Origin of the sequence: Aliishimia ponticola (genome assembly GCF_004803475.1) — a bacterium.
Taxonomy (GTDB): domain Bacteria; phylum Pseudomonadota; class Alphaproteobacteria; order Rhodobacterales; family Rhodobacteraceae; genus Aliishimia; species Aliishimia ponticola.
Genome location: NZ_SRKY01000003.1, coordinates 493,534 through 518,326 on the forward strand (window position 1 = coordinate 493,534; position 24,793 = coordinate 518,326).

Here is a 24,793-nt window from a genome sequence, read left to right on the forward strand (position 1 = left end):
CGGGTCATGTCATCCCTTGCTGCATGACACAGCTGACGACACTTTCCGGCGATGCGCTGGCCCCGATCGCCTTTGGCGCAATGCAGTTTGGCGGCAAGGCCGATGAGACCGCCGCGCGCGCCATGTTCGACGCTTGCCGCGCCGCTGGAATCAGGCATTTCGACACGGCGTGGGGCTATACCGAAGGCAGATCCGAAGAGATGCTTGGCCGCCTGATTGACGATCGAGACTCTCTCTTTATCGCGAGCAAGGTTGCCTATACCGGCGGCGCGGACCGTGCCAACATCACTGCGCAGCTGGACACAAGCCGCCGGCGGCTTGGGCTGGACTGTATCGACCTGCTGTATCTTCACCGCTTTGACGCTGACACGCCGCTGGAAGAAACCATCGAGACCATGGCAGGCTTTCAGTCTGCCGGGCTGATCCGCCTTATCGGCCTGTCGAACTATGCCGCGTGGCAGGTGATGAAAGCGCAGGGGATCGCCCAGCAGCTTGGCACCCGCATCGACGTGATCCAGCCAATGTACAACCTTGTCAAACGGCAGGCAGAGGTGGAGCTTTTGCCCATGTGCGCCGATCAGGGGATCGTCGCCTGCACCTATTCGCCGCTTGGGGGCGGGCTGTTGTCCGGCAAGTATCAATGGGGCGGAACGGGCCGGTTGACCGAAGACGCCCGCTACAACGCCCGCTATGCGGTGCCGCAGATGCACGACGCCTCCGAGGGGCTGACCCAGATCGCCGTGCGCGAGGGGGTGCATCCCGCGACGCTGGCGGTGGCATGGGTCATGGGCTCTGGCTTTGGGGCGCAGCCGATTCTGTCGGCCAGTCATCCGGAGCAACTCAAGCCGTCGCTGGAGGCGCTCACCTTCAATCTGCGCCCGGATCTACATGCAGAGCTGACCGCTTTGATGCCCGCCCCGCCCCCCGCAACCGACAGGATCGAAGAAGCATGATCGACTTTCTGGTAATTGGCGGCGGCATCGCTGGCCTGTCTGCTGGCGCGCGGCTTTCGGCCCATGGCACCGTCTGCGTGCTGGAGGCGGAAGAGGCGCTTGGCTATCACGCGTCGGGCCGCTCTGCCGCGCTGTTCGAACCCAACTACGGCAACGCGGCCGTCAAGGCGCTGAACCACGCCGGAGAAACCTTTTTCCGCGACGGCAACTATCTGACACCGCGCGGTTTTCTGCTCTTGGGCTCTGCCGGTGGGGATGCCCTGTTCGAGCAGGATTTGCACGACATGGCATGCCCGGAGATCACCGTGGATGCGGCGATTGACATGGTGCCGATCCTGCGCCGTGACGCGATTGCCCGCGCGGCCTTCAATACCTCTGCCGAGGATATCGACACCGATCTGCTGCTTCAGGATTTCGCACGAACGATCCGTCAGAACGGGGGCCGTGTCGTCACCGGCGCACGGGTTACGCAGATGCGCCAAATTGCAGGCGGCTGGGCTGTCAGCGCGCAGGACACGCTGGAGGCCCGCGTGCTGGTCAATGCCGCCGGACCCTGGGCGGACGAGATCGCGCAGATGGCCGGGATCGCGCCGTTGGGCCTGGTGCCTTACCGTCGGTCGATGGCGCGTATCGCCGCGCCGGGCGGCCATGACGTATCGGGCTGGCCGATGTTCTTCGGCGCGGGCGAAACATGGTATGCCAAGCCCGATGCCGGTCAGCTGATCGTATCGCCCGCCGATGCAGAACCCTCGGTGCCGATGGATGCCTGGCCTGACGATATGGTGCTGGCAGAAGGGCTGGCGCGGTATCAGGACCACGTAACCGAAGAGGTCACGCGGCCCACCGCCACATGGGCCGGGCTGCGTACATTTGCGCCCGATCACGCGCTGGTGCTGGGACCAGAGCCGGGGCGCGATGATTTCATCTGGTCTGCCGGGCAAGGCGGCTATGGGTTTCAGACCGCGCCCGCCGCGTCGGCGCTGGTCGCGGCCCTTGCGACGGGCGGCACGACCGACCATCCGGCCGATCTGGTCGCGGCACTGTCCCCGGCGCGGTTCCGCTGACGCAGGCGTTTGCCCCAAGCGCCGGTTTGACGGTGTAATCTGCGCCGAAGACGCTAGACTGCGGCACCACCGACCCGAGGAGAGTTCCCATATGCGCCGCGCCTTCCTGCTGATCTGCTTGCTGATCCTCTCCGCTTGTGGGGCGCCCTCGTCTGATCCGGGCGGGCGCACCACGATTGGCGACCGCGATCCGGTGAATTTCCGGGGCCGCGCGCCCTCCAGCTTTGCGGTGCGTGGGATCGACGTGGCGCGATTCCAGAAAAAGGTCGATTGGGCGCGGGCGCGCAAGGCAGGGGTCGAATTCGCCTTCATCAAAGCGACCGAAGGCGGCGATCTGCGCGATCCAATGTTCCGCACCCATTGGCGCGGTGCGCAGCGCGCGGGTGTGCGCCGCGGCGCCTATCACTTCTATTACTTCTGTACCCCGCCAGAGGTGCAGGCCCGCTGGTTCATCCGTACCGTGCCCAAAACTGCTGGCGCCCTGCCCCCGGTGCTGGACATGGAATGGAACCCGTTTTCGCCGACCTGCCAGCGCCGTCCCACCGGCCAGATCGTGCGCGGCGAAATGCGGGTGTTCCTTGAGATGGTCGAACGACATTACGGCCAGAAACCGATCATCTACACCACCCCGGGATTTTATGACGATGCGGGGCTTGGCGCCTTCAGCGACTATGAGTTCTGGCTGCGTACCACCGCGAAAACGCCGCGCGAAGCCTATCCGGGGCAAAGCTGGCGGTTCTGGCAATATACAGCCACAGGAATTCTGCCCGGCACACCGGGCGACGTCGATATCAACGTCTTTAACGGCAGTCGCGATTTCTGGGAATCATGGCTTTCGCAGCGTGCTCGTTAACCTAGAAATCCAGTTGCCGAACACGACACAATCCGCAAGCCCTGACCGCATTGATGTGTAGGTCAGGGCTGCTGACAAATTCGCTGATCGTTTCCCCTAAAACTTGACACATTTCGGCCCGATATCGTGGTTAACCGACGCCATAGTCACGTGAAAGGTATCGAAATATGCGAACTATACTTACAGCACTTGCTTTGTCGCTCACTGCAGGCGCGGTTTCGGCTGCCACGATTGAAAACGGCAGTTTCGAAGATCTTGGCAGCAACTCCCTCGGCGGATCGAGCTGGAAAATCTTCAGCGACCTTCCCGGCTGGACAGGCGTGCCGAACCTTGAGCTTCAGACGAATGCCACGCTGAGCAGCATCGACGCGCAGGACGGCTCGAACTATGTGGAACTCGCGTCCAACCAGAATGCGGCGATCGAACAGTCCGTGTCGCTGACCGCTGGTACATACGCGCTGAGCTTCTGGTACAGCCCGCGCATCAATGGCGCGAACACGTCCACCAACGACATGAGCTATGTTGCGACCAGCCGTGCCGGCGACATCTTTTCCGGGGTGATCAACGGCGCGCCGGATCCGCTGTTCCCGCATGGCGTTTGGACGCAGGTGACAGAGACGTTCACCCTGGCGGATGATGCGCTTGTCACATTCACCTTCGCCGCGACCGGTGTCGGTGGAAGCAACCAAACAGGCGCGTTGATCGACAACGTGTCGCTGGCCGCTGTGCCGCTGCCTGCCTCGGGCGCGCTGCTGCTGGGCGGTGTGGCCGCGATGGGCGCTGTGCGTCGCCGCGCGCGCCGCGCATAAGACTACAACAAACCTCACCGCGCGGGGGTGCCCCTGCGCGGTGGGCCTTTTCGGCGACCTGCGCCCGGTGATCATCGCCAAGGCGATAGTGGTGCCCCATCGGATTGGCACGCAGCCACCACGAAGTCGCGCATCACAGCCCCGCTGTCACCGCCGATCATTCTGATCCCGGCGCCAAACCAGCCGCCAAAAGAAAAATGCCCCGACTGCACAAGCCGGAGCACTCAATCTTTTCAATACCATCAGCCGATTGAACAGGCCGCCCTGGCGGTCAGGCGTCCTTGCGGATCACCTCGTTCTTCGGATCGTAGGGGCTATCCTCGACAATCTCGGCGTCCCAAAGTTCGTTCAGCATCCGTACCTTCAGCTTGGTACCCGGCACCGCCAGAACGGGCGAGACATAGCCCATCCCGATGGACTTGCCAAAATGGACGGAGTAACCGCCCGAGGTCAGACGCCCGACCTTCGTGTCCCCGTCATACAGCGCCTCGCGCCCCCACGGGTCGGCATCTTGCGGCCCATCGATCAGCAGCGTCACGCATTTGCTGCGCACGCCGGTCGCCTCAAGCGCGGCTTTGCCGTGGAACTCTTTGGACAGGTCGATGAAGCGCGGCAGGTCCGCCTCAAGCGGGGTCGCGTCGCGCCCAAGTTCGTTGCCGAACGCGCGATAGGATTTTTCCTGCCGCAGCCAGTTTTGCGCGCGCGCGCCGACCAGCTTCATGCCGTGCTTTTCGCCGGCCTCCAGCAACAGATCCCAAAGATAGGTCTGCATCTCGATCGGGTGGTGAAGTTCCCAGCCAAGCTCGCCAGTATAGGCCACGCGGATGGCACGGACCGGGCACATGCCCAGTTCGATGTCGCGCATCGACAGCCACGGGAAGCGCTTGTTGCCCAGAACCGTCGCCGGGTCGGCATCCTTGACGATCTCGCGAAGCACATCGCGCGATTTCGGCCCGGCAATGGCAAAGACACCCCATTGCGTCGTCACATCGTGAATGTCGACATAGCCACCGCCCGCGCCCATGAAATCCTCGGCCGATTTCATCAGGTAATCCGCGTCGTAAGCTGTCCACGCACCGGCGGAGACCAGGTAATATTCATCCTCGCCCAAACGCACGATGGTATATTCGGTCCGCGTCGTACCGGCATCGGTCAGCGCGTAGGTCAGGTTGATCCGGCCGACTTTCGGCAGCTTGTTGCAGGTGAACTTGTCAAGGAACCCCGTCGCGCCGGGGCCGCGCACCAGATGTTTGGTGAAGGCGGTCGCGTCGATCAGGCCCACATCCTTGCGGATCGCTTCGGCTTCGGCCTTGGCATATTGCCACCAGTCGCCCCGCCGGAAAGAGCGCGCATCATGGTCGAAGCTGTCCGGTGCATCCAGCGGGCCGTAATAGTTGGGCCGTTCAAACGCGTTGACGCAGCCGAACTGCGCGCCAAGCGCCTTCTGGCGGTCATAGACCGGGCCGGTACGCAGCGGGCGGCAGGCTTCGCGTTCCTCATCGGGGTGGTGCAGGACGAAGACATGTTCGTAACATTCCTCGTTCTTGCGCGCGGCATATTCGGTCGTCATCCACGCGCCATAGCGCTTGGGATCAAGGCTGGCCATGTCGATCTCGGCCTCGCCTTCGACCATCATCTGCGCAAGGTAATACCCCGTGCCGCCTGCCGCCGTGATCCCGAAAGAGAACCCTTCGGCCAGCCACATGTTGCGCAGTCCCGGCGCGGGGCCAACCAGCGGGTTGCCGTCCGGCGTATAGCAGATCGGGCCGTTATAATCGTCTTTCAGGCCGACGGTCTCCGACGAAGGGAGGCGGTGGATCATCGACATATATTCCTCTTCGATCCGCTCCAGATCGAGCGGGAAGAGATCGGCGCGGAAGCTTTCCGGCACGTCATAGAGGAACCGCGCCGGGGCGCCGCGCTCATACGGGCCCAAAATCCAGCCCCCGCGTTCTTCGCGGACATACCACTTGGCGTCGGCGTCGCGCAGCACGGGGTGTTCCGGGTGATCCTTGCGCCACTCGACAAGCGCCGGATCGGGTTCGGTCACGATATATTGGTGTTCGACGGGGATCGCGGGGATCTTGATACCCAGCAGCTTGGCCGTGCGCTGCGCGTGGTTGCCCGTGGCGGTGACGACATGTTCCGCATGGATCACGGTCTGCTCGTCCGAGGGGACAAGGTTGCCGCCCTTTTCGACCATCTTGGTCACGGTCACATCCCAATGATCGCCGGTCCAGTGGTAGCCATCGACCTGCCACTTGCGTTCGATCAGGACGCCGCGCTGCCGTGCGCCTTTGGCCATTGCCATGGTGACGTCCGCCGGGTTGATATAGCCATCGGTCGGGTGGAAGATCGCACCTTTCAGATCTTCGGTCCGAACCAGCGGCCAACGGTCCTTGATCTCGGCGGAGGTGAGCCACTCATAGGGGATCCCGACCGTCTCGGCCGTGGAAGCATAGAGGCGGTATTCATCCATGCGGGCGTCAGTCTGCGCCATGCGCAGGTTGCCCACCACCGAGAAACCCGCATTCAGCCCGGTTTCCTCTTCCAGCGTCTTGTAGAACTTCACGGAGTAGTCGTGGATGTGGCTGGTCGCATAAGACATGTTGAAGAGCGGCAGCAAACCGGCAGCGTGCCAGGTGGAGCCGGAGGTCAATTCGTCCCGCTCCAGCAGCATGACGTCGCTCCAGCCGGCGCGCGCCAGGTGATACGCAATGCCCGTCCCGACTGCGCCGCCACCGACGACCAGAGCTTTGACATGGGTTTTCATCGAACCGACTCCTTCGTGAACTCTGGAGCCGTTTTTAAGTCAATTCGCAGCCGCGCGCGGAAATGTTCCGACCCTATCCGGATAAAAACGACAGCCCACACCGGGCGGGCGGAAACCGACCCGGTTTCCGGCCCGTTTTCCGTATCGGAAAACGGCGCGGGTGGGGATCAGGACGCGATGACCTTACCGGGGTTCAGGATGTTATCCGGGTCCAGCGCGGCCTTGATCGCCGCCATCACGTCGACGGCATCCCCCAGTTCCTTGCGCAGATAGGGCATCTTGCCCTGGCCGATGCCATGTTCCCCCGTGCAGGTACCGTCCATCGAAATCGCCAATTCGTTGAGCCAGCTGACGAAGGCCTCGGCCTTGGCGACTTCTTCGGGGTTATCCATATCCAGCAGCACGACCGAGTGGAAATTACCGTCACCCACGTGCCCCAAGACCATGGGAACGAAACCGTCCGCTTTCATCCGCTCCTGTGTCGCGACGACGCATTCGGCAAGGCGCGAGATCGGCACACAGACATCGGTGGAAATCCCCTTGGCACCGGGGCGCACCTGCAAAGTCGCCCAATAAAGGTCATGCCGCGCCTTCCAGAGCCGGTTGCGTTCTTCCGTGCTTGCCGTCGCCTCGTAGCCGATGGCCCCGTTGTCCTTGGCGATCTGACCGAAAAGCTCGGCCTGTTCGACCACCGACGCCTCGGAACCGTGGAATTCCATCAGCAGCAGCGGTTGCTCGGGCAGGTCCAGCTTGGAATAGGCGTTGACCGCCGCCACGGAATGTTCGTCCAGCAGTTCGATGCGGGCCACCGGGATACCGTATTGGATCACCTGCATCACCGCTTCGCAGGCCGTGCCCACCGAGGTGAACGAACACCGCGCGGCAGACATCGCCTCTGGAATGCCCTGAAGGCGCAGCGTGATTTCGGTCACGATGCCCAGTGTGCCTTCCGATCCGACGATCAGTCGCGTGAGGTCATATCCGGCAGAAGTTTTCTTTGCCCGCGATGCGGTGCGGATCACGCGGCCATCGGCGGTGACGACTTCCAGCGAGATGACATTGTCCTTCATCGTGCCATAGCGCACCGCATTGGTCCCCGACGCACCCGTGGCGACCATACCGCCCAGCGAGGCATTCGCGCCCGGATCGATTGGGAAAAACAGCCCCTGGTCGCGCAAATGCGTGTTTAGGTCTTCGCGTGTGACGCCCGGCTGGATCACGCAGTTGAGGTCTTCGGCATGAACCTCCAGCACCTTGTTCATCTGCATCAGGTCGACGCACACACCGCCAGCGGGCGCGTTGACATGCCCTTCCAGCGATGTGCCCGTGCCGAAGGGGATGACCGGAACGCTGTATTTCGCGCAGGTTTTGACGATATCGGCGACCTCTTCGGTCGAGGTCGGGAAAATCACCGCATCAGGGGGTTGCGGAGTGAGCCATGTAGTCGTGTGTGCGTGCTGGTCGCGCAGGGATTGCCCGGTTTGCAGCGCGTCGCCGTATTTCTGTTTGAGCACGCCGATTGCAGCGGCAATCCCGTCCTCGTTGCGCGGCATGGCTGTCACCTGACCCATGGCGTTCCTCCCTTAAACTTGTGGCCAGCCTTATTGGCCCAGCGCGATCCCTTCGCGGCGCGGATCGGCACCGCCCTGCAAATTTGCCCCGATGGAGATCGCGTGCAAGCCCGAATTGAGATCCCGCACCCCGGTCGTGAATCCCATGGCCTCAAGCTCCGGTGCCATGGCCTCCATTTTCGTGCCTTCCTCCAGATCATACGTGCCGAACCGGTTCACCGCATGGGGCAAGGCGACGGCCTGCTGGACGTTCATCCCCCAGTCGATATGTGCGATGATCGCGCTGGCCACGTAGGGGATGATGCGGCTCCCGCCCGGCGATCCAATGGCCAGCACCGGTCTGCCATCGCGCAGGACAATGGTCGGCGCCATGGACGATCGTGGGCGTTTGCCCGGTTCCACCCGGTTGGCGATGGGCACGCCATCGCGGTGAGAGCGGAACGAGAAATCCGTCAATTCGTTATTGAGCAGAAAACCGTTCGTCATAAGGCGCGAGCCGAACGCATTTTCGATCGTCGTCGTCATGGAGGCGACATTGCCGAAGCTGTCGACGATGGAGATATGCGAAGTCGAGGGCAGTTCCAGCGCCTCGTCATCGGCCCATAGCAGCGCGTGTTCGAATTCCGGCGCGCCCGGCGAGACGCTTTCCAGCGCGCCATCGCCAAAGAGCAGCGCCGCCCGGCCTGCGAGATACGCGGGATCGACCATGCCCTGCACCGGCACTGGCACAAAGTCAGTATCCGCGACGTAACGGCCACGATCCGCGAAGGCGAGCCGCGACGCATCGCCGATCAACCGCCATGATTGAGGGTCGTCCGGGCCAAGAGTTGCAAGATCGAATTGGTTCAGAATGCCCAGCGTCTGGCCGACCGCCAGCGCCCCCGAAGAGGGCGGACCCATGCCGCAGACGTCATGGTCGCGATAGCTTGCGCAGACGGCCGGGCGTTCGATGACCTGATAAAGGGCAAGATCCCATTCGCTCAGAACGCCCGGATTGCCCGGCGCATTCTGGACGGTCGCAACGATATCGGAGCCGATGGCGCCCTCGCCCCGCGCGTAGAAAACCCGCGCGCCGTCCGAAGCCATCTTGCGCAAGGTCGCGGCATAGGCGGGATTGGTCAGCGTCGTGCCCGCTTGCAGCGGTGCGCCTTCGGGCAGGAAATACGCGGCCGTTTCCGCAAAGCGGGACAGCCGGTCGGCATCGCGCTCCACCAATCCGGCAAGTCTGGGCGACACGGCGAAACCGCCCTCGGCCAGCGTGATCGCCGGTTGCAGCAAGGACGGCCACTCCAGACGCCCCCATTTTTCATGCAGGGTTTCCAGCAGCGCGGGCGTGCCGGGCACCCCGACCGACCGCCCCCCGACAACGGCATCGAAGAACTTCAACGGCGCGCCATCTTCGTCCTGAAACAGGCGCGGCGTGGCGGCAAGGGGCGCGGCCTCGCGTGCGTCCAACGTCGTGACGTTGCCGGACGCAGCATCGTACCAGACCAGAAACGCCCCGCCACCCAGGCCGGAGGATTGCGGCTCCACCAAGCCCAGAACCGTCTGCACGGCCACCAAGGCATCGGCTGCGGTGCCGCCGGCGCGCAGGACATCGGCCCCGGCTTGTACCGCATGGGGATTGGCGGCTGCGACCATCCACTCTTGCGCGGCCACGGGTCGCCCGGCGGCCTTGGCGGACAGCGCCTTGCCAACCTCGGGAGAGATCGCCTCAAACTGGCCCTGCGTCGCAGCTTCCGGCGCGACCGCATCTGCGGCATCCTGTGCCGTGGCCGGAAGCGCCAACAGCGCAGCAACAACACAAGATATAAAGCGCATCGTCTTTCTCCTCTCGGGTCACCGGAAACCGACACGGTTTCCGGTCCGTTTTCCGGGGCGGAAAACGGCTACAGCATCGACGGAATCACCAGATCGGGGGGCCGGTGCCCGTCATCGAAGGTCTTGATGTTGATGATGACTTTCTCGCCCATCTCCATCCGCCCTTCGCGCGTGGCCGAGCCCATATGTGGCAACAGCACCACGTTATCCAGCTCTCGCAGACGCGGATTGGACACATCGCCCTCATAGACATCCAGCCCGGCACCGGCGATTTCGCCCGCGCGCAGCATCCGGGTCAGCGCGTTCTCGTCGATGACATCCCCGCGCGCTGTATTCACGACAACAGCGTCAGGTTTCAGCAGTTTCAGCCGGCGCGCGTTCAAAAGATGGAAGGTGGACGGGGTCGATGGGCAATTGATGGAGATCACATCCATGCGCGCCACCATCTGGTCGAGGCTTTCCCAATACCGTGCGCCCAGCGCGTCCTCGACGCCAGCGTGCAGCCTGCGGCGGTTGTGGTAATGCACCTGCATCCCGAATGCCGCCGCCCGCTTGGCCACCGCCTGCCCGATATGGCCCATCCCGATGATACCAAGCCGCCGTCCGCCGACACGGCCGCCCAGCAACCCGCGCGGCGACCAGCCTTCCCAGTCGCCCTTCTGCATGATGGCCAGCCCCTCGGGGATTCGCCGCGTGACCGCGAGAATCAGCGCCATCACCATATCGGCGGTATCGTCTGTCAGAACGCCGGGCGTGTTGGACACCAGAATACCGCGCTGCCGCGCCGTGGCCACATCGATATGGTCCACACCGGCCCCGTAATTCGCGATCAGCTTGAGCCGCTCGCCCGCCTGCGCAATCAACCCCGCATCGATCACATCGGTGATGGTCGGCACCAGAATATCGGCGTGCTTCATCGCATCGGCCAACTGGGTTCGCGTCATCGGGCTGTCGCTGTCGCGCAGGGTCACGTCGAACAATTCGCCCATCCGGGCTTCTACCTGCTCCGGCAACCGTCGCGTGACGACAACACTCAGACGCGGTTTTGACATCTATGATTCCCTCGGACTTTCGCGGATCTCTGTGCTATGGCATCGTGGCGGAAAGGCAGGAGCGGCACAAGAACCCCTCCGCCTCAATTGAGTAACAGGCACCCGGATAGGCATCGGACACATGGTCGCAAAACCCAGTGCGCTTGGCGCTGCGCTTATTCTGACCCTCTTGGCAAATTTTAGCGCCGCAACGGAACGGGGGCCGGTTACGAACCTGCCGATCCCGCGTTTTGTCTCGTTGAAGGCGTCCGAGGGCAATGTTCGGCGCGGCCCTTCGCTGTCTCATCGCATCGACTGGGTCTTCAAGCGGCGCAATATGCCCCTGCGCATCACGGCAGAGCATGGCCACTGGCGCCGGGTCGAAGACAAGGAAGGTTTCGGCGGCTGGGTGCATTATTCGCTGCTTTCCGGCAATCGGACGGTTGTGATCGAACAGGATTTGCTGCCGTTGCACACACGCCCCGATGAAACAACGCCGGTCGTCGCCGCGTTGGAGGCAGGCGTGATCGCGGAACTCGGCAAGTGTGAGCCCGACTGGTGCCGCCTGCAATCGGGCGGATATCGCGGCTGGGCGCAAAAATCGGCCCTTTGGGGCGTCACCTCCGAAGAGCTGCGCGACTGACACTGCGCGGGCCTCGCCCTGGCCTGGCGATCCGACCGCCCACGCCTACCCCCGTGCGATGAAGTCGCATGTCAGCCGCGCCAATTCCGGGCCGACATCTTCCTGTAGAAAGTGACCGGCCTTAGGCAGCACCGTATGCTGCTGCCCTGCCGCGCCCGGCATCGTCTTTTGGAACACCGCATCGGCGCCGGCCATGATCTTGTCTTCCGCCCCGAAGGCGGTCAGCACGGGCGTGCCCAGGCCGCGCAAGATCTTCCATGCCTCGCGGTTGGCCTGCGATTCCGGATTGTCCGGCGTTGCGGGCACCAGCATCGGAAACTCCCGCGCCCCGGCCTGATACCGCGCGTCCGGGTATGGCGCATCATAAGCCGCCTGCTCGGCCGCGGTCAGTTTGGACACCGTACCCCCATAGACAATGCGCCCCGCCTCGAACGGATCGACCTCTTGCGAGAACGCGCGCCAGCTTTCAAAGGCCGGGGGCATCGGATGATCGCCCGTGGGCAGCGTTGTGTTGGCGACGACAACGCGGGCGAACCGCTCTGGCATCGCGGCGAGCAGGCGCAAGCCGATCAGCCCGCCCCAATCCTGTATCACCAACGTGATCCCATTAAGGTCGCGCGCTTTCACGAAATCGGTCATCCATGCCACATGCCGCGCATAGGTGTAATCCGACCGCTCTGCCGGCTTGTCGGATTTGCCGAAGCCGATCAGATCGGGCGCGACAACGCGGTGCCCTGCGGCCGTGAAGACAGGGATCATATGGCGGTAAAGGTATGACCAAGTCGGCTCGCCATGCAGGCACAGCACCGGCGCGGCCCCAGACGGCCCCTCATCGACATAGTGTATCCGCAATGTCCCGCCCTGTGTATCGTCCACCTCTTGGTAGTGGGGTGCAAAGGGGTAGTCCGGCAGGCCGGTGAACCGATCCTCGGGTGTGCGCAAAATGTCCATGCTGTCCTCCTCCAGCTTGTGCCCGGTCAGAGGGCACGGCCCCGCCCTGCCGGTCAAGCCCGTCACCAGTGTGACGCTGCGCCCTTGCCGCCGTGACGGGTTCACGACACTCTGGACCTCGCATCATCAGGAAACGCCGCACATGCTTCGAATTATCCTTCTGGCCGTCGCCCTTTGCCTTGGCCCCATCGCGGGCGCTGCGCAGCAGACGGTCGACCAACCCTCGTCCACCATCGCGGTCGAGGACAGCGCCGAAAGAGACGCCGCCATCGCCGTGCGTATCCGCAACATTCTGGCAGAGCTGGAAGGCTATGAGGATGTGACCGTCGCCGTGACCTCCGGCATCGTCACGTTGCGCGGTACCACCGTCGATCAGGCGTTGGCAGAGCGTTTGACCGGGCTTGTCGCGCGGGTCGAAAATGTCGTCGCCATCGAAAACGAAGTGCGCCAGACCACCGATGTGGTCGAACAGCTTGACCCGGCTGTGGAGAGGTTCCTTGACCGGTTCCGCCAATTCGTCACCTATCTGCCGCTGGCGCTTGTGGCGCTGACGGCCTTTGTTCTTGTTGTATCGCTTGGGTTTGTGATCGCGCGGATGAAGCGGCCCTGGGACCGGCTGGCGCCCAACCCGTTCATTGCAGACCTCTACCGGCAGGTCGTGCGGCTGGCCTTTGTCATTGCCGGGCTGGTGGTCGCGCTGGATATCCTTAATGCCTCGGCGCTGCTGTCTACGATCCTTGGGGCGGCGGGGATTGTCGGCCTCGCTATCGGTTTTGCCGTGCGCGACACGGTCGAGAACTTCATCGCGTCGATCATGCTGTCGATCCGCCAGCCTTTCCGGCCCAATGACACGGTTGAGATCGAAGGCGATATCGGCAAGGTCATCCGGCTGACATCGCGTGCGACGATCTTGCTGAGCTTTGACGGCAATCACATCCGTATCCCCAATGCTACCGTGTTCAAAAGCCGCATCGTGAACTATTCGCGTAATGACGAACGGCGTTTCGTGGTCGATCTGGGCGTCGCCTATGACACCGATCTGGTCGAAGCGCAGGCGCTCGCGCTTGAGACGGTGCGCAATCTGCCCTTCGTGCTGAAGGCCCCGGCCCCGTCAGTCTGGATCGAAGCGCTGGGGGACAGCGCGGTGACGCTGCGAGTCGCGGCGTGGATTGCCCAGCGCGAGACGAGCCACCCAGCCGCGCGCGGCGAAGCTTACCGGCTTTGCCTTGCTGCGATGAACGCCGCAGGGATAGAAATGCCCGGCCCGACCTATACCATCATCGGGGCTCCTGCCAGCGCACCGCAACAGGCGGCCAGCCCCGCCCCTGCCCCGCGGCAGCCTGCGAAAGCGCCTCAAAATCAAGACCTTGAGGCGCAGGACGTCGGCGTTCAGGCCGAGGATGAACTGGATGAGATGATCTCGCAGGAGCGTCAGGAACAGGCGGATCACGACCTTCTGAGCAGCGCCGCGCCCGAAGAGTAACCCGCCATAAATGATTTTGTCGCAAATGGGGCTTGCACGTCTTTGCGACGCGGACTAATTAGCGCCGCACGTTGGGAAGTAGCTCAATTGGTAGAGCACCGGTTTTTGGTACCGTAGGTTGCAGGTTCGAGTCCTGCCTTCCCAGCCACATCCTTTACAGAACAGTCTTTCATCTGCGCAGCGCGACCGGACGTTACCGGCATTCTTGCTTTACCGCGGCCTTCGCCTAAGTCGTGAACGTATGTCCGGTGTCATATGGGGGCCGAATCCCATCCGTTTGCGGGCACGGGGGCGCCGCCCCTAGACCATTGCGATGCTTTTTCGGGCAACGCCCCACCCGTCAAAGTTGCATTTACGGATCATGAAGGGCTTTGGCGCTAAAAACCTCTCAAATACGGTCAGAGCGGGGTTGCAAACCTTCGGCACAAATATATTTCGCGAAACGAACCTTTTGACGCCAGGAGTATGTCGTGGATTCGGCAGGAACAGAAAGCATGAGCGGATTTCCGGCCGACCTGCCCCCAGAGCTGAAGGTTCTGATGGGGGTGTACTACCTGTATTGGAAGGTCGATGAGTTGATCGCCGCAAGTGACAAAAAGCACGTCTTGGCGAAGAACGAATTGCAGATGCTGATCTCGCTCGAACAGTCGAAACGCATGGGTGAAATCGCCGAAAACATGCAGGTGTTGCCCTCGACCGTGACCAACATCGCCGACACGCTGGAAAGCCAGGGGTTCATCACGCGCCAGCGCGACCCCGATGACCGCCGTGCATGGCGGCTGAGCCTGACGGATGAGGGCAGGCAATTGCGGGCCGAATACATCGACTACGTGTCTACCCTGTTCCATGACGTGTCTGGGCTGTCCCAGGCAGAAACCAAAACAATCGCGGACCTGATGCTGAAGGTTGCCAGCCACATCAAGGCGGGCGGCCTGCCCGAAGGAGTAATTGAATGTTTATGAAACGTATCTTGGCGCTGTCGCTGCTGACCGCATCCGCGCTGTCGCAGCCTGTTGTGGCGCAGGAGCCTTTGAAGCCGGTCAAGCTTGTCACCGCAGTCGATGGCAGCACCGCCGTCAAACGGCACTTCTTTGGCCATGTGGTCGCGCGGCAGACTGTCGATCTGGCGTTTCAGGTCGATGGGCAACTGGTCGAATTCCCCGTCATCGAAGGCGCGGTCGTGCCCAAGGGCAATCTGATCGCGCAGCTTGATCTGGAACCGTTCGAGTTGTCGCTGGAACAGGCGCGGCTGCAACGCGATCAGGCGCAGCGGACGGCGACCCGGTTGGACCGGCTCTCCAGCAATACCGCAAGCCAAGTGGCGATTGATGACGCGGCGACCGCGCTGGCCCTGGCCGATGTGGCGGTGCGCAACGCGGAATACGCGCTGGATCACGCGACATTGCACGCCCCGTTCGATGCTTTGGTTGCCACGCGCAACGTCGCCAATTTCACGACCATCGGTGCGGGCACGCCCGTTGTCCGGCTGCACGACATGTCCGAGGTTCGGATCGAAGTCGACATTCCCGAAGTCCTGTTCCTGCGCGCCAACAAATCGCCGGATCTGGAAATCGTGGCGCGCTTCCCCGCCTCTGACCGGTTGTTCCCCGCTGTCGTGCGTGAGTTCAACGCAGAAACATCGGAGGTCGCCCAATCCTTCCGCGTCACTCTCGGGATCGTGCCGGAGGAAGGCATGAACGTGCTGCCCGGCGCGTCGGCCACGATCATCGCGTCCATCCCCGGCGAGGCCGATGCCGGGATCGACGTGCCGCATACCGCCGTGTTCGTGGGCGATGATGGCAAGACCTATGTGATGGTCTTCACCCCCAAGGGCGCGCAGGAAGGCCAACTGACGCGCACCGAAGTCGTCGTGGAACCCACGCTGAATGGCGGCCTGCGCATCGTATCCGGGCTGGAACCGGGCGAAGAAGTCGTCGCCGCGGGCGGGTCCGCTCTCAAAGATGGACAAACCGTCCGCCGTTTTGCCGGCTTCGGAAACTGAGGATTAAGTTATGAACATCGCTCGATCCTCGATCGAACGGCCACTTATGACGTGGCTGGTCATCCTTGGCGCCTTGCTTGGCGGTCTTTGGGGCTTTGCTTCGCTTGGCCGTCTCGAAGACCCGGCATTCACCATCAAACAGGTGGTGATTGTCACCGAATATCCCGGCGCCTCCGCAGAACAGGTGGCGACCGAAGTCTCTGAACCGCTGGAATCGGCCATCCAGAAGATGGGCGAAGTGGACGAGATCACCTCGATCAACCAACCGGGGCACTCAATCATCACGGTCGAAGTCTATTCGACTTTCGGCGGCGAGGAACTGCCGCCCATCTGGACCAAGTTGCGCAACCGCGTGTCCGATGCAGCGCGCGCCCTGCCCTCTGGCGTGAGCGAGCCTTACGTGAATGACAGTTTCGGCGATGTGTACGGGATTTATTACGCGGTGACGGCGGATGGGTTCTCGGATGCGGAAAAACACCGCCTCGCAACCTATCTGCGGCGTGAACTTCTGACCGTGGAAGGGGTCGCCGATGTGGAGGTCATGGGCCTTCCCGAAGAGGCGATCTATGTCGAGCCGGACATGGCGCAGGCCGTGAACCAGGGGATGCCGCCCAATGCGATCATCTCGGCGCTGGCGAATGCGACGTCTGTGTCCGATGCCGGGTCGGTCACAAGTGACGATGGCACCCGCACGATCATTCAGGCCCCCGAAGGGTCCGACACCGTCAGCGCGATTGCCTCGCTGACCATCGGGTCGGGCGGTGAAGTCATCAACCTGTTCGACATTGCCGATGTCCACCGGGAGCGGGTCGAAAACCCCGACCTGATGGTGCGGTTCAACGGTGATGATGCGTTCACCCTTGGCATTGCGGGTCTGTCGACGGAAAACATCGTGGAAGTCGGTCGGCGCGCGGATGCCCGTCTGGCCGAGATCGATGGGAACATTCCCTATGGCGTATCGCTGCATCCGATTTACCAGCAACATATCGTGGTCGATGAGGCCTCCAGCGCGTTTCTGGTGAACCTTGCCATGTCCGTTGCGATCGTTGTGGTCGTGCTTGCACTGTTCATGGGCTGGCGCGCCGCGATCGTGGTTGGGGCGACATTGCTGCTGACAGTTGTGGGCACGTTGTTCTTCATGAACCTCTTCTCGATCGAGATGGAGCGTATTTCCCTTGGGGCGCTGATCATCGCGATGGGGATGCTGGTCGACAACGCCATCGTTGTGGCCGAGGGGATGCAGGTGTCCATGGCGCGCGGCAAGGACAGCAGGACCGCCGCCGATGATGCCGCGTCCAAGACGCAAATTCCGCTTTTGGGGGCGACGATCATCGGGATCATGGCCTTTGCCGGGATTGGTTTGTCCAACGATGCGACGGGCGAATTCCTGTTCTCTCTTTTTGCGGTCATCGCGATTTCGCTGCTGCTGTCGTGGATTCTTGCGCTGACGGTAACGCCGCTTTTGGGGCATTACTTCTTCAAGCAGGGCACCGGCGACATGGATGACGCGTATAGCGGTTGGATGTTCCGCAGCTATGCCTGGACGCTGAAAATGGCGCTGCGCCTGCGCTGGCTAGTCGTCATCGCATTGGTGGCGATCACGGTGGCCTGCTTTGCGGGCTTCGGCATGTTGAAACAGTCCTTCTTCCCGGACAGCAACACGCCGATGTTCTTCGTCCACTACAAGCTGCCGCAGGGCACAGATATCAACCGCACGTCCGATGACATGCGGATCATGGAAGCATGGCTGGCCGAACGGGACGAGGTCACATCTGTCGCGACATTCGTCGGTCAGGGCGCGTCGCGCTTCATGCTGACCTATGAGGCGGAGAAGGCCAATCCAAGCTATGGGCACCTGATCATCCAGACCGAAACGCTGGACCAGATTCCGCCGCTTCAGGCCGCGTTGCAGGAAATGGCGCTGGAGACCTTCCCAGACGGCGAATTCCGCACCAAGCGGCTGGTCTTCGGCCCCGGCGGCGGCGCGCCTATTCAGGTGCGACTGTCCGGCCAGGACCCCGATATGCTGCGGGCCTTGTCGGTACAGGTGCGCGAGACATTGGAAGCCAGTTCCGACAATGTGCGGGATGTGCGGACCGATTGGCGCGAGCAGGAATTGGTGCTCAAACCGATCTATGCCACTGAGCGCGCACAGACGAGCGGTATCAGCCGGGACGATGTGGCCGATGTGCTGCTGATGGCGACCGATGGCGTGACCAGCGGTGTCTTCCGCGAAGGGGACCGGCAAATTCCGATCATCACGCGGATGCCGCCCGATAGCGGTGTTGGCCTGAACGATCAGCTTGCGATCTCCAGCTCGACCGGGCAGGCGCTTGCCATCGAACAGTTGATCGAAGGCATGGATCTGGACGCACAGAACACGCTTGTGCATCGTCGCAACCGGGTGCTGACCCTGACTGTCGAAGCAGACATCCCGCCGGGCTTCACGGCGGCACAGGTGCAGGCCGAAGTACAAGAGGCGGTCGATGCTTTGGAGATGCCCGTCGGCTTTACGTTGGAATGGGGCGGCGAGTATGAAAGCTCGCGCGAGGCGCAGGCGGCGCTTGGGGCGGCGATCCCTGTCTCGGTGCTGATCATGGTGCTGATCTCCATCCTGCTCTTCAACGCGCTGCGCCAGCCGTTGATCATCTGGCTTCTGGTGCCGATGTCGGTCAACGGGGTCGTTGTCGGACTGTTGAGCACCGATGTCCCGTTCTCCTTCACCGCCCTTCTGGGCCTGCTGTCCCTGTCCGGGATGCTGATCAAGAACGGTATCGTTCTGGTGGAAGAGATCGATCTTGTGCGGGCCGAAGGCAAGGCGCTGCGCGAGGCGATTATCGAAGCGTCGACCTCGCGTCTGCGGCCCGTCATGCTGGCGGCGATCACCACCATTCTGGGGATGGCACCGCTGTTGTCGGATGCGTTCTTCGTGTCGATGGCGATCACGATTATGGGCGGGCTCGCCTTCGCCTCGGTACTAACGCTGGTGGCCGCGCCGGTCTTTTATGACCTGTTCTTCTCGCGCGAAGAACGGCGCGCGCAAGCCGCCGCGTGATCCAAACGCCTGCGGGTCCGGTTCACACCGGGCCTGCAATCACCATCAAACGGGCAGCTCATGCGTGCGCGGCGGGTTTGCCCCCGCGCGCGAGACGGTGACGGCAGCCGCCCGCGCCCCCAGGTCAATCAGGCTGCGCATCTGTTCCGGCGTCCAGCCATCGATCCCCGACTTGTCCAGAAGATCAAGCTGCGCCGCGCGTGCCAGCACCCCGGCGTTAAAGGTATCGCCCGCACCGACTGTATCGACGACGTCGACCTTTTGGCCAGGGACCCGCGCGGTCGTCCCGTTCACATGAATCGCCCGCGCGCCATCGCCCCCCAAGGTCAGCAAAAGCAGCTTGGGACCGGCGGCCAGCACCTTCGCCACGGCATCCTCCAACGAGACATCCGGGTGCAGCAGACCAAGATCGTCATCCGACATCTTCACGATGTCCGACACCTGCATCATCCGGTGCAGGCGGTCGAAATAGCCCGCCGGATCATTGGCGAAACCGGGCCGCAGGTTCGGGTCCAGAAAGGTCAGGTACGAGGCCGCGTGGCGTGTGGCATATTCCGCAAAGGCATCGGCGACCGGCGGATTGCACAAGGAAATACCGCCGAAGAACAGCGCTTGGGTGCCGGGCGTGGGTGCAGGCAGGTCGGCGAAGGTCAGATCGCGCAACGCCGACCCCTCATCGCGAAATTCGTACCGCGCCTGCCCATCGTTCAGCTCCACAATGGCCAAGGTCGTCGGACGATCCGAGCGGACAGCCTGCGTCGTGGTAACGCCGCTTTCGATCATCGCCTCTTCGATCAGGCGGCCATATTCATCCGACGACAGCCCGGTCAGGAGCGCCACATCCTGGTCCAGCCGGCCCAGCGCCCGCGCCGTATTCAGCACAGCGCCGCCCACATGTGGCTGCGGCGTGCCCTGCCGGTCGGGTATCATGTCGATCAACGCTTCGCCTACACACAGGATCATCGCAATATTTCCGTTTCACATCTCAGCCGTTTGTCCAGAACACGTCTGGCATTGGGCAGATCATTTTCCTCCGCGCGCCGGGTTGCGGTCTGCATCGTCTCCCCCTGCGCGCGCCACCGTTCCAGCAGCCTGTCCCGCAATACATCCATCGCCACATCTAGAAAAGTGCAGCCGTCCCAATTGCACGCAAGTTCCCGCCATCCGGGTTCGTCGAACATCAGATAGTTGCCTTCGATGATCACCGTCCGGGTGGTTACATCGATCTCGCCCGCGCCGGCCTCGGCCAGATCGCGGCGGCGGTCGAATATCGGGTAGTACAGCACAGGTTCACTGCGCAGTGCCCCGATCAAACGGTGCAATCCCGGCAGATCGAAGGTTTCGGGGGCGCCTTTGCGTGCGCGCAGCCCTTTCGCCTCCAACACCGTGTTCGACAGGTGAAACCCATCCATCGGCACCAGCCGGGCGGTTGTCCCAAGTTCTTGCGTCAGCGCCGCTGCAAAGGTGGATTTTCCGCTGGCGGGCGGACCTGCCACGGCAAAGAGCCGCCGCCCGCGATAGCCCAGCGCGTTGATCCGGCGTGCCAGCGTCGCAGGTGTCCATGCCGCATCGGTCATGCCCTGTGTCCCACCATGTCACGGCCCATCGATCCGGGCCGCCTCGCGCTTGGCAATCGCGCCCTGAATGGCCGACAGCAGGGCAGCTTTACGCACTGGCTTCATCAGACGAATGTCGGACGGGTGCAAACCGTTGCCATGCACCGTTGCCTCCGACGCATAACCGCTCATGAATACCACCGGAAGGTCCGGCGCGATATGGCGCAGTTCTTTCGCCAGGTGCGTGCCCTGAAGCGTGCCGGGCATGACGATATCCGTCACTAGAATGTCAAAGCGCTGATCCTGGCGGAAGATCCTGAGCGCCTCATCCCCGCTTTTGGCCGGAACCACGGCGAAACCTGACATTTCCAGCATTTGCACCAGCACCTTGCGCACGGCCATATCGTCTTCGGCCAGCAGGATGCGCGCACCGAAAATACCGTCATCCCCATCCACAGGGACATGGCGCAGATTGACCGGTTCCTCGTCAGAGGATGCCGCAGGGAAATACAGCTTGAAGGTCGTACCAACCCCCGGTTCGGAATAGACAAGGACCGTCCCGCCCGATTGCCGGACAAAGCCCTGCACCATCGACAGGCCCATACCGGAGCCTTCCCCAAGCTCCTTCGTGGAAAAGAACGGTTCGAACACGTGGTCCATCACATCTTCGGTGATGCCACAACCCGTGTCGCTGACCGCCAGCATGGCGTAGCGCCCCGGCGCGATCTCTTCGCCGCGCGTGTCGATATAGGCGCTGTCGAGCCGGATATTCGCGGTCTCGATCGTCAGCTTGCCACGCCCATTCATCGCGTCACGCGCGTTCAGGATCAGGTTCAGCAGCGCACTTTCGAGCGAGGCCGGGTCCGCCTCGATCCGCCATAGCCCCGCCAGCAAAGAGGTCTCCACCTCGATCGTTTCGGGCAAGGCACGGCGCATCCAGTTCTTCGACTGGCGCGCGACCTGATTGAGGTCCAGCACTTCCGGCTCCAGCCGTGCCTTGCGTGCAAAGGCCAGCATCGCGCGGGTCAGATCGGCACCCCGGCCACTGGCATTGATCGCCTCGTCAATCAGCGTTTGCCGGTCCGGGGTGTCGGGGTCTTCGCGCAGCAGTTCGAGATTTCCCAGGATCACCGCAAGCAGGTTATTGAAGTCATGCGCCACGCCGCCGGTAAGCTGGCCGATGCTGTCATTCTTCTGGACCTGAAACGCCACATCACGTTGGCGTTCGACCTCTCTCAACGCCTCAACCTCCTGCGTCACGTCGATGAAGACGGCATAGACCCGCAATTCGCCCGCCACATCTGTCGGTGTCGCTTGCGCGAAAATATCCGCCCAACGCATGGTCCCGTCCAAGTGATGGATCGGCACCCGCGCGCGAACTGGCAGACCGGTCTTGGCCGCGTGCGCGAGCAAGGCAATCGTTTCCTTCACCTTGTCTTTCGGTTGAAGCTCAACCAGCACCTCGGGGCGCGCGTAGAACTCTTCTGGCGTGTACCCCCACAATTCCTTGGACTGGGCGCTGATATTCAAGATCTCCTTCGGGCCATCCTCTGTCGTAATGGCCTGCATCAGAACGCCGGGAACCCGCTCGTCGAAGCGCTTGAAATTCTCAATCGCCTCTTCGCGCTCTTTCACCAAATTGTAGAATTCGGTCAGGTCCGAATGCATCCCGATGATATTGCGCACTGCCCCGGCCCGCGTTCGTTCGATGCTCCAGACGATGCGGATGTTCATGTAATCGCCCCCCACCTTGCGCACGCGCGCTTCAAGTTGGGTGCGTTCCATATTCGCAGACAAAGCGTCCACAATTGCACGACATGCCTTTTCGCGATCATCCGGGTGAACCAAGTCCACCCAGACGTCGATGTCGTGCGGCCCCGGAGCGAAGGGGAAACCGTAAAGGTCGAGAAGGCTTTGATCAAAAACGAACTGCTGTGCAATCGGGTCATAGCTGAACGACCCGTGCTTGCCGTTCGCATAAACCAGTTGGACGGTACTGCTATATATCTTGTTCTGGGTCAAAAGACCTTCCAACTGCGCCGCCCGATTGGCGACGTACCAGATCAGGACGATCACGATCACGCTGGCCCCGAAAGAGATGGCAATCGCGGGCAATGCCGCGCCCACATCCGGTATTTTCCCCATCATCCCCGCCATCAGAAGGCCCGGAGCCTGACAGGCAAGAAAGCCGGGAATCGCCAGCCCAAGAAACGCGCGCGGCGTTTCGGGCCATCTGGGCGCGGGCACGAATTGACGGATGAAGAGCCCCAGCAAGACATATAGCGTTTCGGCGACCACGCCGACTACGGAGAGTTCCCCGCCCAGCAGCATCCGCCCGGCTGCCGCGAACAGCAGTGCCAACAACCCTGCCGAGACGCCGCCGATATAGCTGCCAAGGATCAGCGCGCCCGCGACGGCATAGATGGCGCCACCACTATCGGGCAGCACGAAGCCTCCGACGACAAGGGCCAGCGCGCTTAGCCCAAAGACGGTGCCGATGCTAAGCTCGGTGCGCACCGTCCCGTATTCGAACCCGGGCCGCGTATAGACAACCAGCAGCAACGGCGCGACCAGCAGGACGGCAAGCAGGCTGTACAATACCGATTGAAAAATCATTCAGGGCCGCGCTCAATTGACAACTCAACGTTCACCATAGGCGGATTTGCGGTGGTGTCGCGGAGAACTTCACATCTGCCCGGCAAAAAGGGCTCCGCTTGTGCGCAAGAGCGGGTGCTCGGGAGTGAATATCGGTTTTTTACAGGCTGAACGGTTCCACGGGCGCGATATCCGCGCGATTCGGTGTGCGTGAGCGCATATCTCGCCACCTGCGCACCAGCGCCACGGGTGGTCTAGCGCTAACAACGCGAAGTTGTGGCCCGCCCCCGGAAAGGATCGCACGCCACGTACGGCAGGTGCGGACCGCCCAAATCCCTAAAAATCGGTTAAAATGGCATGACCTGTAAACAAAGTTACACAGCAAACCGGGCAAGTTTTAAGAATATTTACAAAGCCTGAGCAAGTTCCGCAGAAGCTGTCCCGCCGCGCCGCGCCCGCATGTTATGACCTTAAGCGCAACAATTGAGCATCCGCTTAGGGAGCGGGCGCAAGTTGCCGGAGGAAAGCGAAAACGCAACGGGGGTGAAGGTCGCGCACCGGTCCGCATTGGGATCGTGAAGCAGCGGCGCCCCCGCGTCTTGGAGGATGCGATGGACGGTGGAAAAATCTCTCAAATGGGTGTGAGCCTTGTTCTTCTGGGACCGCCGGGCGCGGGCAAGGGAACGCAGGCGCGCAAGCTGGAAACGGCGTTTGGCCTTGTTCAACTGTCGACAGGCGATCTGTTGCGTGCGGCGGTTGCCGCCGGAACCGATGCGGGACGCGCCGCGCAAGAGGTGATGGCGCGCGGTGACCTTGTTTCGGACGACATCGTGATTGCCATATTGCGGGACCGGCTGGCGCAGGACGATTGCGCCAAGGGCGTTATCTTCGACGGCTTTCCGCGCACCCGCGTTCAGGCGGCGGCGCTGGATGAGCTGATGGCAGAGACCGGGAACGAGATCACGGCCGCCATCAATCTTCAGGTCGATGACGCGGCGATGGTTCAGCGGATTTCGGGCCGCTACACCTGCGGCGCGTGCGGCGAAGGTTATCACGACCGCTTCAAGGTGCCCGCCGCCAAGGGCGTTTGCGACAATTGCGGCGGCACCGAATTCAAGCGCCGCGCCGACGACAACGCGGCCACCGTGGCACAGCGCCTGCGCGCCTATCACGCCGATACCGCGCCGCTGATCGAACACTATGGGGCACAATCCGTGCTGCGCAGCGTCGATGCCATGCAATCGATCGACAAGGTCGAAGCGGATCTCAACGCCATCGTCAACGCGGCGCTGGCATGAAACTCCGGCGTTCCGAAAGGAGCGTCGCCCCTTGAAACGCATCTCATAACTGGAGGCAATCAAATGTCGGATGACAACGACAACGCTTATTGGTCCGCAAACCTGCGGATCATCGCCTGGAGCCTGGTGATCTGGGCCTTGGTATCCTTCGGGTTCGGCATCCTGCTGCGCCCGCTTCTGGCGGGAATCCCCGTCGGCGGGACCGATCTGGGCTTCTGGTTCGCCCAGCAAGGGTCGATCCTCGTCTTCCTCGCGCTGATCTTCAACTACGCCTGGCGGATGAACAAGCTCGACCGCGAACACGGCGTCGACGAACAATAAGGGACACAGGAACG

At 62.3% G+C, this 24,793-nt stretch carries 19 protein-coding genes and 1 tRNA gene; 12 read left to right on the top strand and 8 right to left on the bottom strand.

Annotated features, from left to right (window positions below; genetic code table 11):
- Positions 1 to 23 precede the first annotated feature (23 nt).
- The 4 genes from E4Z66_RS13575 (at position 24) to E4Z66_RS13590 (ending at position 3,679) form a co-directional block, all read left to right on the top strand.
- Positions 24 to 953, top strand: a complete 930-nt coding sequence (locus tag E4Z66_RS13575; protein WP_136463556.1) for an aldo/keto reductase — start codon at positions 24 to 26, stop codon at positions 951 to 953.
- A complete protein-coding gene (locus E4Z66_RS13580; RefSeq protein WP_136463557.1) occupies positions 950 to 2,017 on the top strand; it encodes an NAD(P)/FAD-dependent oxidoreductase in 1,068 nt (355 codons plus the stop codon). The genes E4Z66_RS13575 and E4Z66_RS13580 overlap by 4 nt, the downstream gene beginning before the upstream one ends.
- 91 nt (positions 2,018 to 2,108) lie before the next feature.
- Positions 2,109 to 2,870 carry a glycoside hydrolase family 25 protein gene (locus E4Z66_RS13585; protein ID WP_136463558.1) on the top strand — a complete coding sequence of 254 codons (762 nt, stop codon included), beginning with the start codon at positions 2,109 to 2,111 and terminating at the stop codon, positions 2,868 to 2,870.
- A 167-nt stretch (positions 2,871 to 3,037) separates the two neighbouring features.
- Positions 3,038 to 3,679, top strand: coding sequence for a VPLPA-CTERM sorting domain-containing protein (locus tag E4Z66_RS13590; protein ID WP_136463559.1), 642 nt, complete (start codon positions 3,038 to 3,040; stop codon positions 3,677 to 3,679).
- Positions 3,680 to 3,950: 271 nt separating this feature from the next.
- Here the strand turns inward: E4Z66_RS13590 and E4Z66_RS13595 are convergent, their stop codons facing one another.
- From E4Z66_RS13595 to E4Z66_RS13610, 4 genes are all read right to left on the bottom strand, one after another.
- Positions 3,951 to 6,452 (bottom strand): GcvT family protein, encoded by a 2,502-nt coding sequence (locus E4Z66_RS13595; RefSeq protein WP_136463560.1) that lies wholly within the window; start codon positions 6,450 to 6,452, stop codon positions 3,951 to 3,953.
- Positions 6,453 to 6,619: 167 nt separating this feature from the next.
- Complete coding sequence (locus tag E4Z66_RS13600) at positions 6,620 to 8,023, bottom strand: FAD-binding oxidoreductase (protein ID WP_136463561.1); 1,404 nt, start codon at positions 8,021 to 8,023, stop codon at positions 6,620 to 6,622.
- 30 nt (positions 8,024 to 8,053) lie between these two features.
- Complete coding sequence (ggt, locus tag E4Z66_RS13605; RefSeq protein WP_136463562.1) at positions 8,054 to 9,844, bottom strand: gamma-glutamyltransferase; 1,791 nt, start codon at positions 9,842 to 9,844, stop codon at positions 8,054 to 8,056.
- 68 nt (positions 9,845 to 9,912) lie between these two features.
- On the bottom strand, positions 9,913 to 10,896 hold the full coding sequence (locus E4Z66_RS13610) for a 2-hydroxyacid dehydrogenase (RefSeq protein ID WP_136463563.1): 984 nt from the start codon (positions 10,894 to 10,896) through the stop codon (positions 9,913 to 9,915).
- 121 nt (positions 10,897 to 11,017) lie between these two features.
- On the opposite strand from E4Z66_RS13610, the gene E4Z66_RS13615 reads away from it, so the two are divergent.
- Positions 11,018 to 11,518, top strand: coding sequence for an SH3 domain-containing protein (locus E4Z66_RS13615; RefSeq protein ID WP_136463564.1), 501 nt, complete (start codon positions 11,018 to 11,020; stop codon positions 11,516 to 11,518).
- Positions 11,519 to 11,563: 45 nt separating this feature from the next.
- Here E4Z66_RS13615 and E4Z66_RS13620 read toward each other — a convergent pair whose 3' ends face one another.
- A complete protein-coding gene (locus E4Z66_RS13620; protein WP_136463565.1) occupies positions 11,564 to 12,469 on the bottom strand; it encodes a haloalkane dehalogenase in 906 nt (301 codons plus the stop codon).
- A 142-nt stretch (positions 12,470 to 12,611) separates the two neighbouring features.
- On the opposite strand from E4Z66_RS13620, the gene E4Z66_RS13625 reads away from it, so the two are divergent.
- From E4Z66_RS13625 to E4Z66_RS13645, 5 genes are all read left to right on the top strand, one after another.
- On the top strand, positions 12,612 to 13,952 hold the full coding sequence (locus tag E4Z66_RS13625) for a mechanosensitive ion channel family protein (protein ID WP_136463566.1): 1,341 nt from the start codon (positions 12,612 to 12,614) through the stop codon (positions 13,950 to 13,952).
- A gap of 72 nt (positions 13,953 to 14,024) precedes the next feature.
- Positions 14,025 to 14,100 (top strand) — tRNA-Gln (locus E4Z66_RS13630).
- 346 nt (positions 14,101 to 14,446) lie between these two features.
- Entirely contained in the window at positions 14,447 to 14,914 is a 468-nt protein-coding gene (locus E4Z66_RS13635) for a MarR family winged helix-turn-helix transcriptional regulator (protein ID WP_136463567.1), read from the top strand.
- Positions 14,905 to 15,954, top strand: coding sequence for an efflux RND transporter periplasmic adaptor subunit (locus tag E4Z66_RS13640; RefSeq protein WP_342773451.1), 1,050 nt, complete (start codon positions 14,905 to 14,907; stop codon positions 15,952 to 15,954). The genes E4Z66_RS13635 and E4Z66_RS13640 overlap by 10 nt, the downstream gene beginning before the upstream one ends.
- Positions 15,955 to 15,964: 10 nt before the next feature.
- Positions 15,965 to 19,009 carry an efflux RND transporter permease subunit gene (locus tag E4Z66_RS13645; RefSeq protein WP_136463568.1) on the top strand — a complete coding sequence of 1,015 codons (3,045 nt, stop codon included), beginning with the start codon at positions 15,965 to 15,967 and terminating at the stop codon, positions 19,007 to 19,009.
- A gap of 45 nt (positions 19,010 to 19,054) precedes the next feature.
- Here the strand turns inward: E4Z66_RS13645 and E4Z66_RS13650 are convergent, their stop codons facing one another.
- Genes E4Z66_RS13650 through E4Z66_RS13660 form a run of 3 tightly spaced genes read right to left on the bottom strand, consistent with a single transcriptional unit; the run spans position 19,055 to position 23,181 of the window.
- The gene (locus E4Z66_RS13650) at positions 19,055 to 19,972 is read right to left on the bottom strand and encodes a carbohydrate kinase family protein (RefSeq protein WP_136463569.1); all 918 of its coding nucleotides are present in this window, start codon (positions 19,970 to 19,972) and stop codon (positions 19,055 to 19,057) included.
- Positions 19,969 to 20,586 (bottom strand): nucleoside/nucleotide kinase family protein, encoded by a 618-nt coding sequence (locus E4Z66_RS13655; RefSeq protein ID WP_136463570.1) that lies wholly within the window; start codon positions 20,584 to 20,586, stop codon positions 19,969 to 19,971. Before E4Z66_RS13655 ends, E4Z66_RS13650 begins: the two co-directional genes overlap by 4 nt.
- 18 nt (positions 20,587 to 20,604) lie before the next feature.
- Positions 20,605 to 23,181, bottom strand: coding sequence for an ATP-binding protein (locus tag E4Z66_RS13660; protein ID WP_136463571.1), 2,577 nt, complete (start codon positions 23,179 to 23,181; stop codon positions 20,605 to 20,607).
- Between the two features lie 590 nt (positions 23,182 to 23,771).
- On the opposite strand from E4Z66_RS13660, the gene E4Z66_RS13665 reads away from it, so the two are divergent.
- Complete coding sequence (locus tag E4Z66_RS13665; RefSeq protein WP_136463572.1) at positions 23,772 to 24,458, top strand: adenylate kinase; 687 nt, start codon at positions 23,772 to 23,774, stop codon at positions 24,456 to 24,458.
- A gap of 63 nt (positions 24,459 to 24,521) precedes the next feature.
- Positions 24,522 to 24,779, top strand: coding sequence for a DUF4212 domain-containing protein (locus tag E4Z66_RS13670; RefSeq protein ID WP_136463573.1), 258 nt, complete (start codon positions 24,522 to 24,524; stop codon positions 24,777 to 24,779).
- The last annotated feature ends 14 nt before the right edge of the window (positions 24,780 to 24,793 follow it).

What these genes read in the sequence shown, in the direction of transcription:
- E4Z66_RS13575 (WP_136463556.1), top strand. Translation starts at nt 24, where the DNA reads ATGACACAGCTGACGACACTTTCCGGCGATGCGCTGGCCCCGATCGCC.
- E4Z66_RS13580 (WP_136463557.1), top strand. Translation starts at nt 950, where the DNA reads ATGATCGACTTTCTGGTAATTGGCGGCGGCATCGCTGGCCTGTCTGCT.
- E4Z66_RS13585 (WP_136463558.1), top strand. Translation starts at nt 2,109, where the DNA reads ATGCGCCGCGCCTTCCTGCTGATCTGCTTGCTGATCCTCTCCGCTTGT.
- E4Z66_RS13590 (WP_136463559.1), top strand. Translation starts at nt 3,038, where the DNA reads ATGCGAACTATACTTACAGCACTTGCTTTGTCGCTCACTGCAGGCGCG.
- E4Z66_RS13595 (WP_136463560.1), bottom strand. Translation starts at nt 6,452, where the DNA reads ATGAAAACCCATGTCAAAGCTCTGGTCGTCGGTGGCGGCGCAGTCGGG.
- E4Z66_RS13600 (WP_136463561.1), bottom strand. Translation starts at nt 8,023, where the DNA reads ATGGGTCAGGTGACAGCCATGCCGCGCAACGAGGACGGGATTGCCGCT.
- ggt (WP_136463562.1), bottom strand. Translation starts at nt 9,844, where the DNA reads ATGCGCTTTATATCTTGTGTTGTTGCTGCGCTGTTGGCGCTTCCGGCC.
- E4Z66_RS13610 (WP_136463563.1), bottom strand. Translation starts at nt 10,896, where the DNA reads ATGTCAAAACCGCGTCTGAGTGTTGTCGTCACGCGACGGTTGCCGGAG.
- E4Z66_RS13615 (WP_136463564.1), top strand. Translation starts at nt 11,018, where the DNA reads ATGGTCGCAAAACCCAGTGCGCTTGGCGCTGCGCTTATTCTGACCCTC.
- E4Z66_RS13620 (WP_136463565.1), bottom strand. Translation starts at nt 12,469, where the DNA reads ATGGACATTTTGCGCACACCCGAGGATCGGTTCACCGGCCTGCCGGAC.
- E4Z66_RS13625 (WP_136463566.1), top strand. Translation starts at nt 12,612, where the DNA reads ATGCTTCGAATTATCCTTCTGGCCGTCGCCCTTTGCCTTGGCCCCATC.
- E4Z66_RS13635 (WP_136463567.1), top strand. Translation starts at nt 14,447, where the DNA reads ATGAGCGGATTTCCGGCCGACCTGCCCCCAGAGCTGAAGGTTCTGATG.
- E4Z66_RS13640 (WP_342773451.1), top strand. Translation starts at nt 14,905, where the DNA reads ATGTTTATGAAACGTATCTTGGCGCTGTCGCTGCTGACCGCATCCGCG.
- E4Z66_RS13645 (WP_136463568.1), top strand. Translation starts at nt 15,965, where the DNA reads ATGAACATCGCTCGATCCTCGATCGAACGGCCACTTATGACGTGGCTG.
- E4Z66_RS13650 (WP_136463569.1), bottom strand. Translation starts at nt 19,972, where the DNA reads ATGATCCTGTGTGTAGGCGAAGCGTTGATCGACATGATACCCGACCGG.
- E4Z66_RS13655 (WP_136463570.1), bottom strand. Translation starts at nt 20,586, where the DNA reads ATGACCGATGCGGCATGGACACCTGCGACGCTGGCACGCCGGATCAAC.
- E4Z66_RS13660 (WP_136463571.1), bottom strand. Translation starts at nt 23,181, where the DNA reads ATGATTTTTCAATCGGTATTGTACAGCCTGCTTGCCGTCCTGCTGGTC.
- E4Z66_RS13665 (WP_136463572.1), top strand. Translation starts at nt 23,772, where the DNA reads ATGGACGGTGGAAAAATCTCTCAAATGGGTGTGAGCCTTGTTCTTCTG.
- E4Z66_RS13670 (WP_136463573.1), top strand. Translation starts at nt 24,522, where the DNA reads ATGTCGGATGACAACGACAACGCTTATTGGTCCGCAAACCTGCGGATC.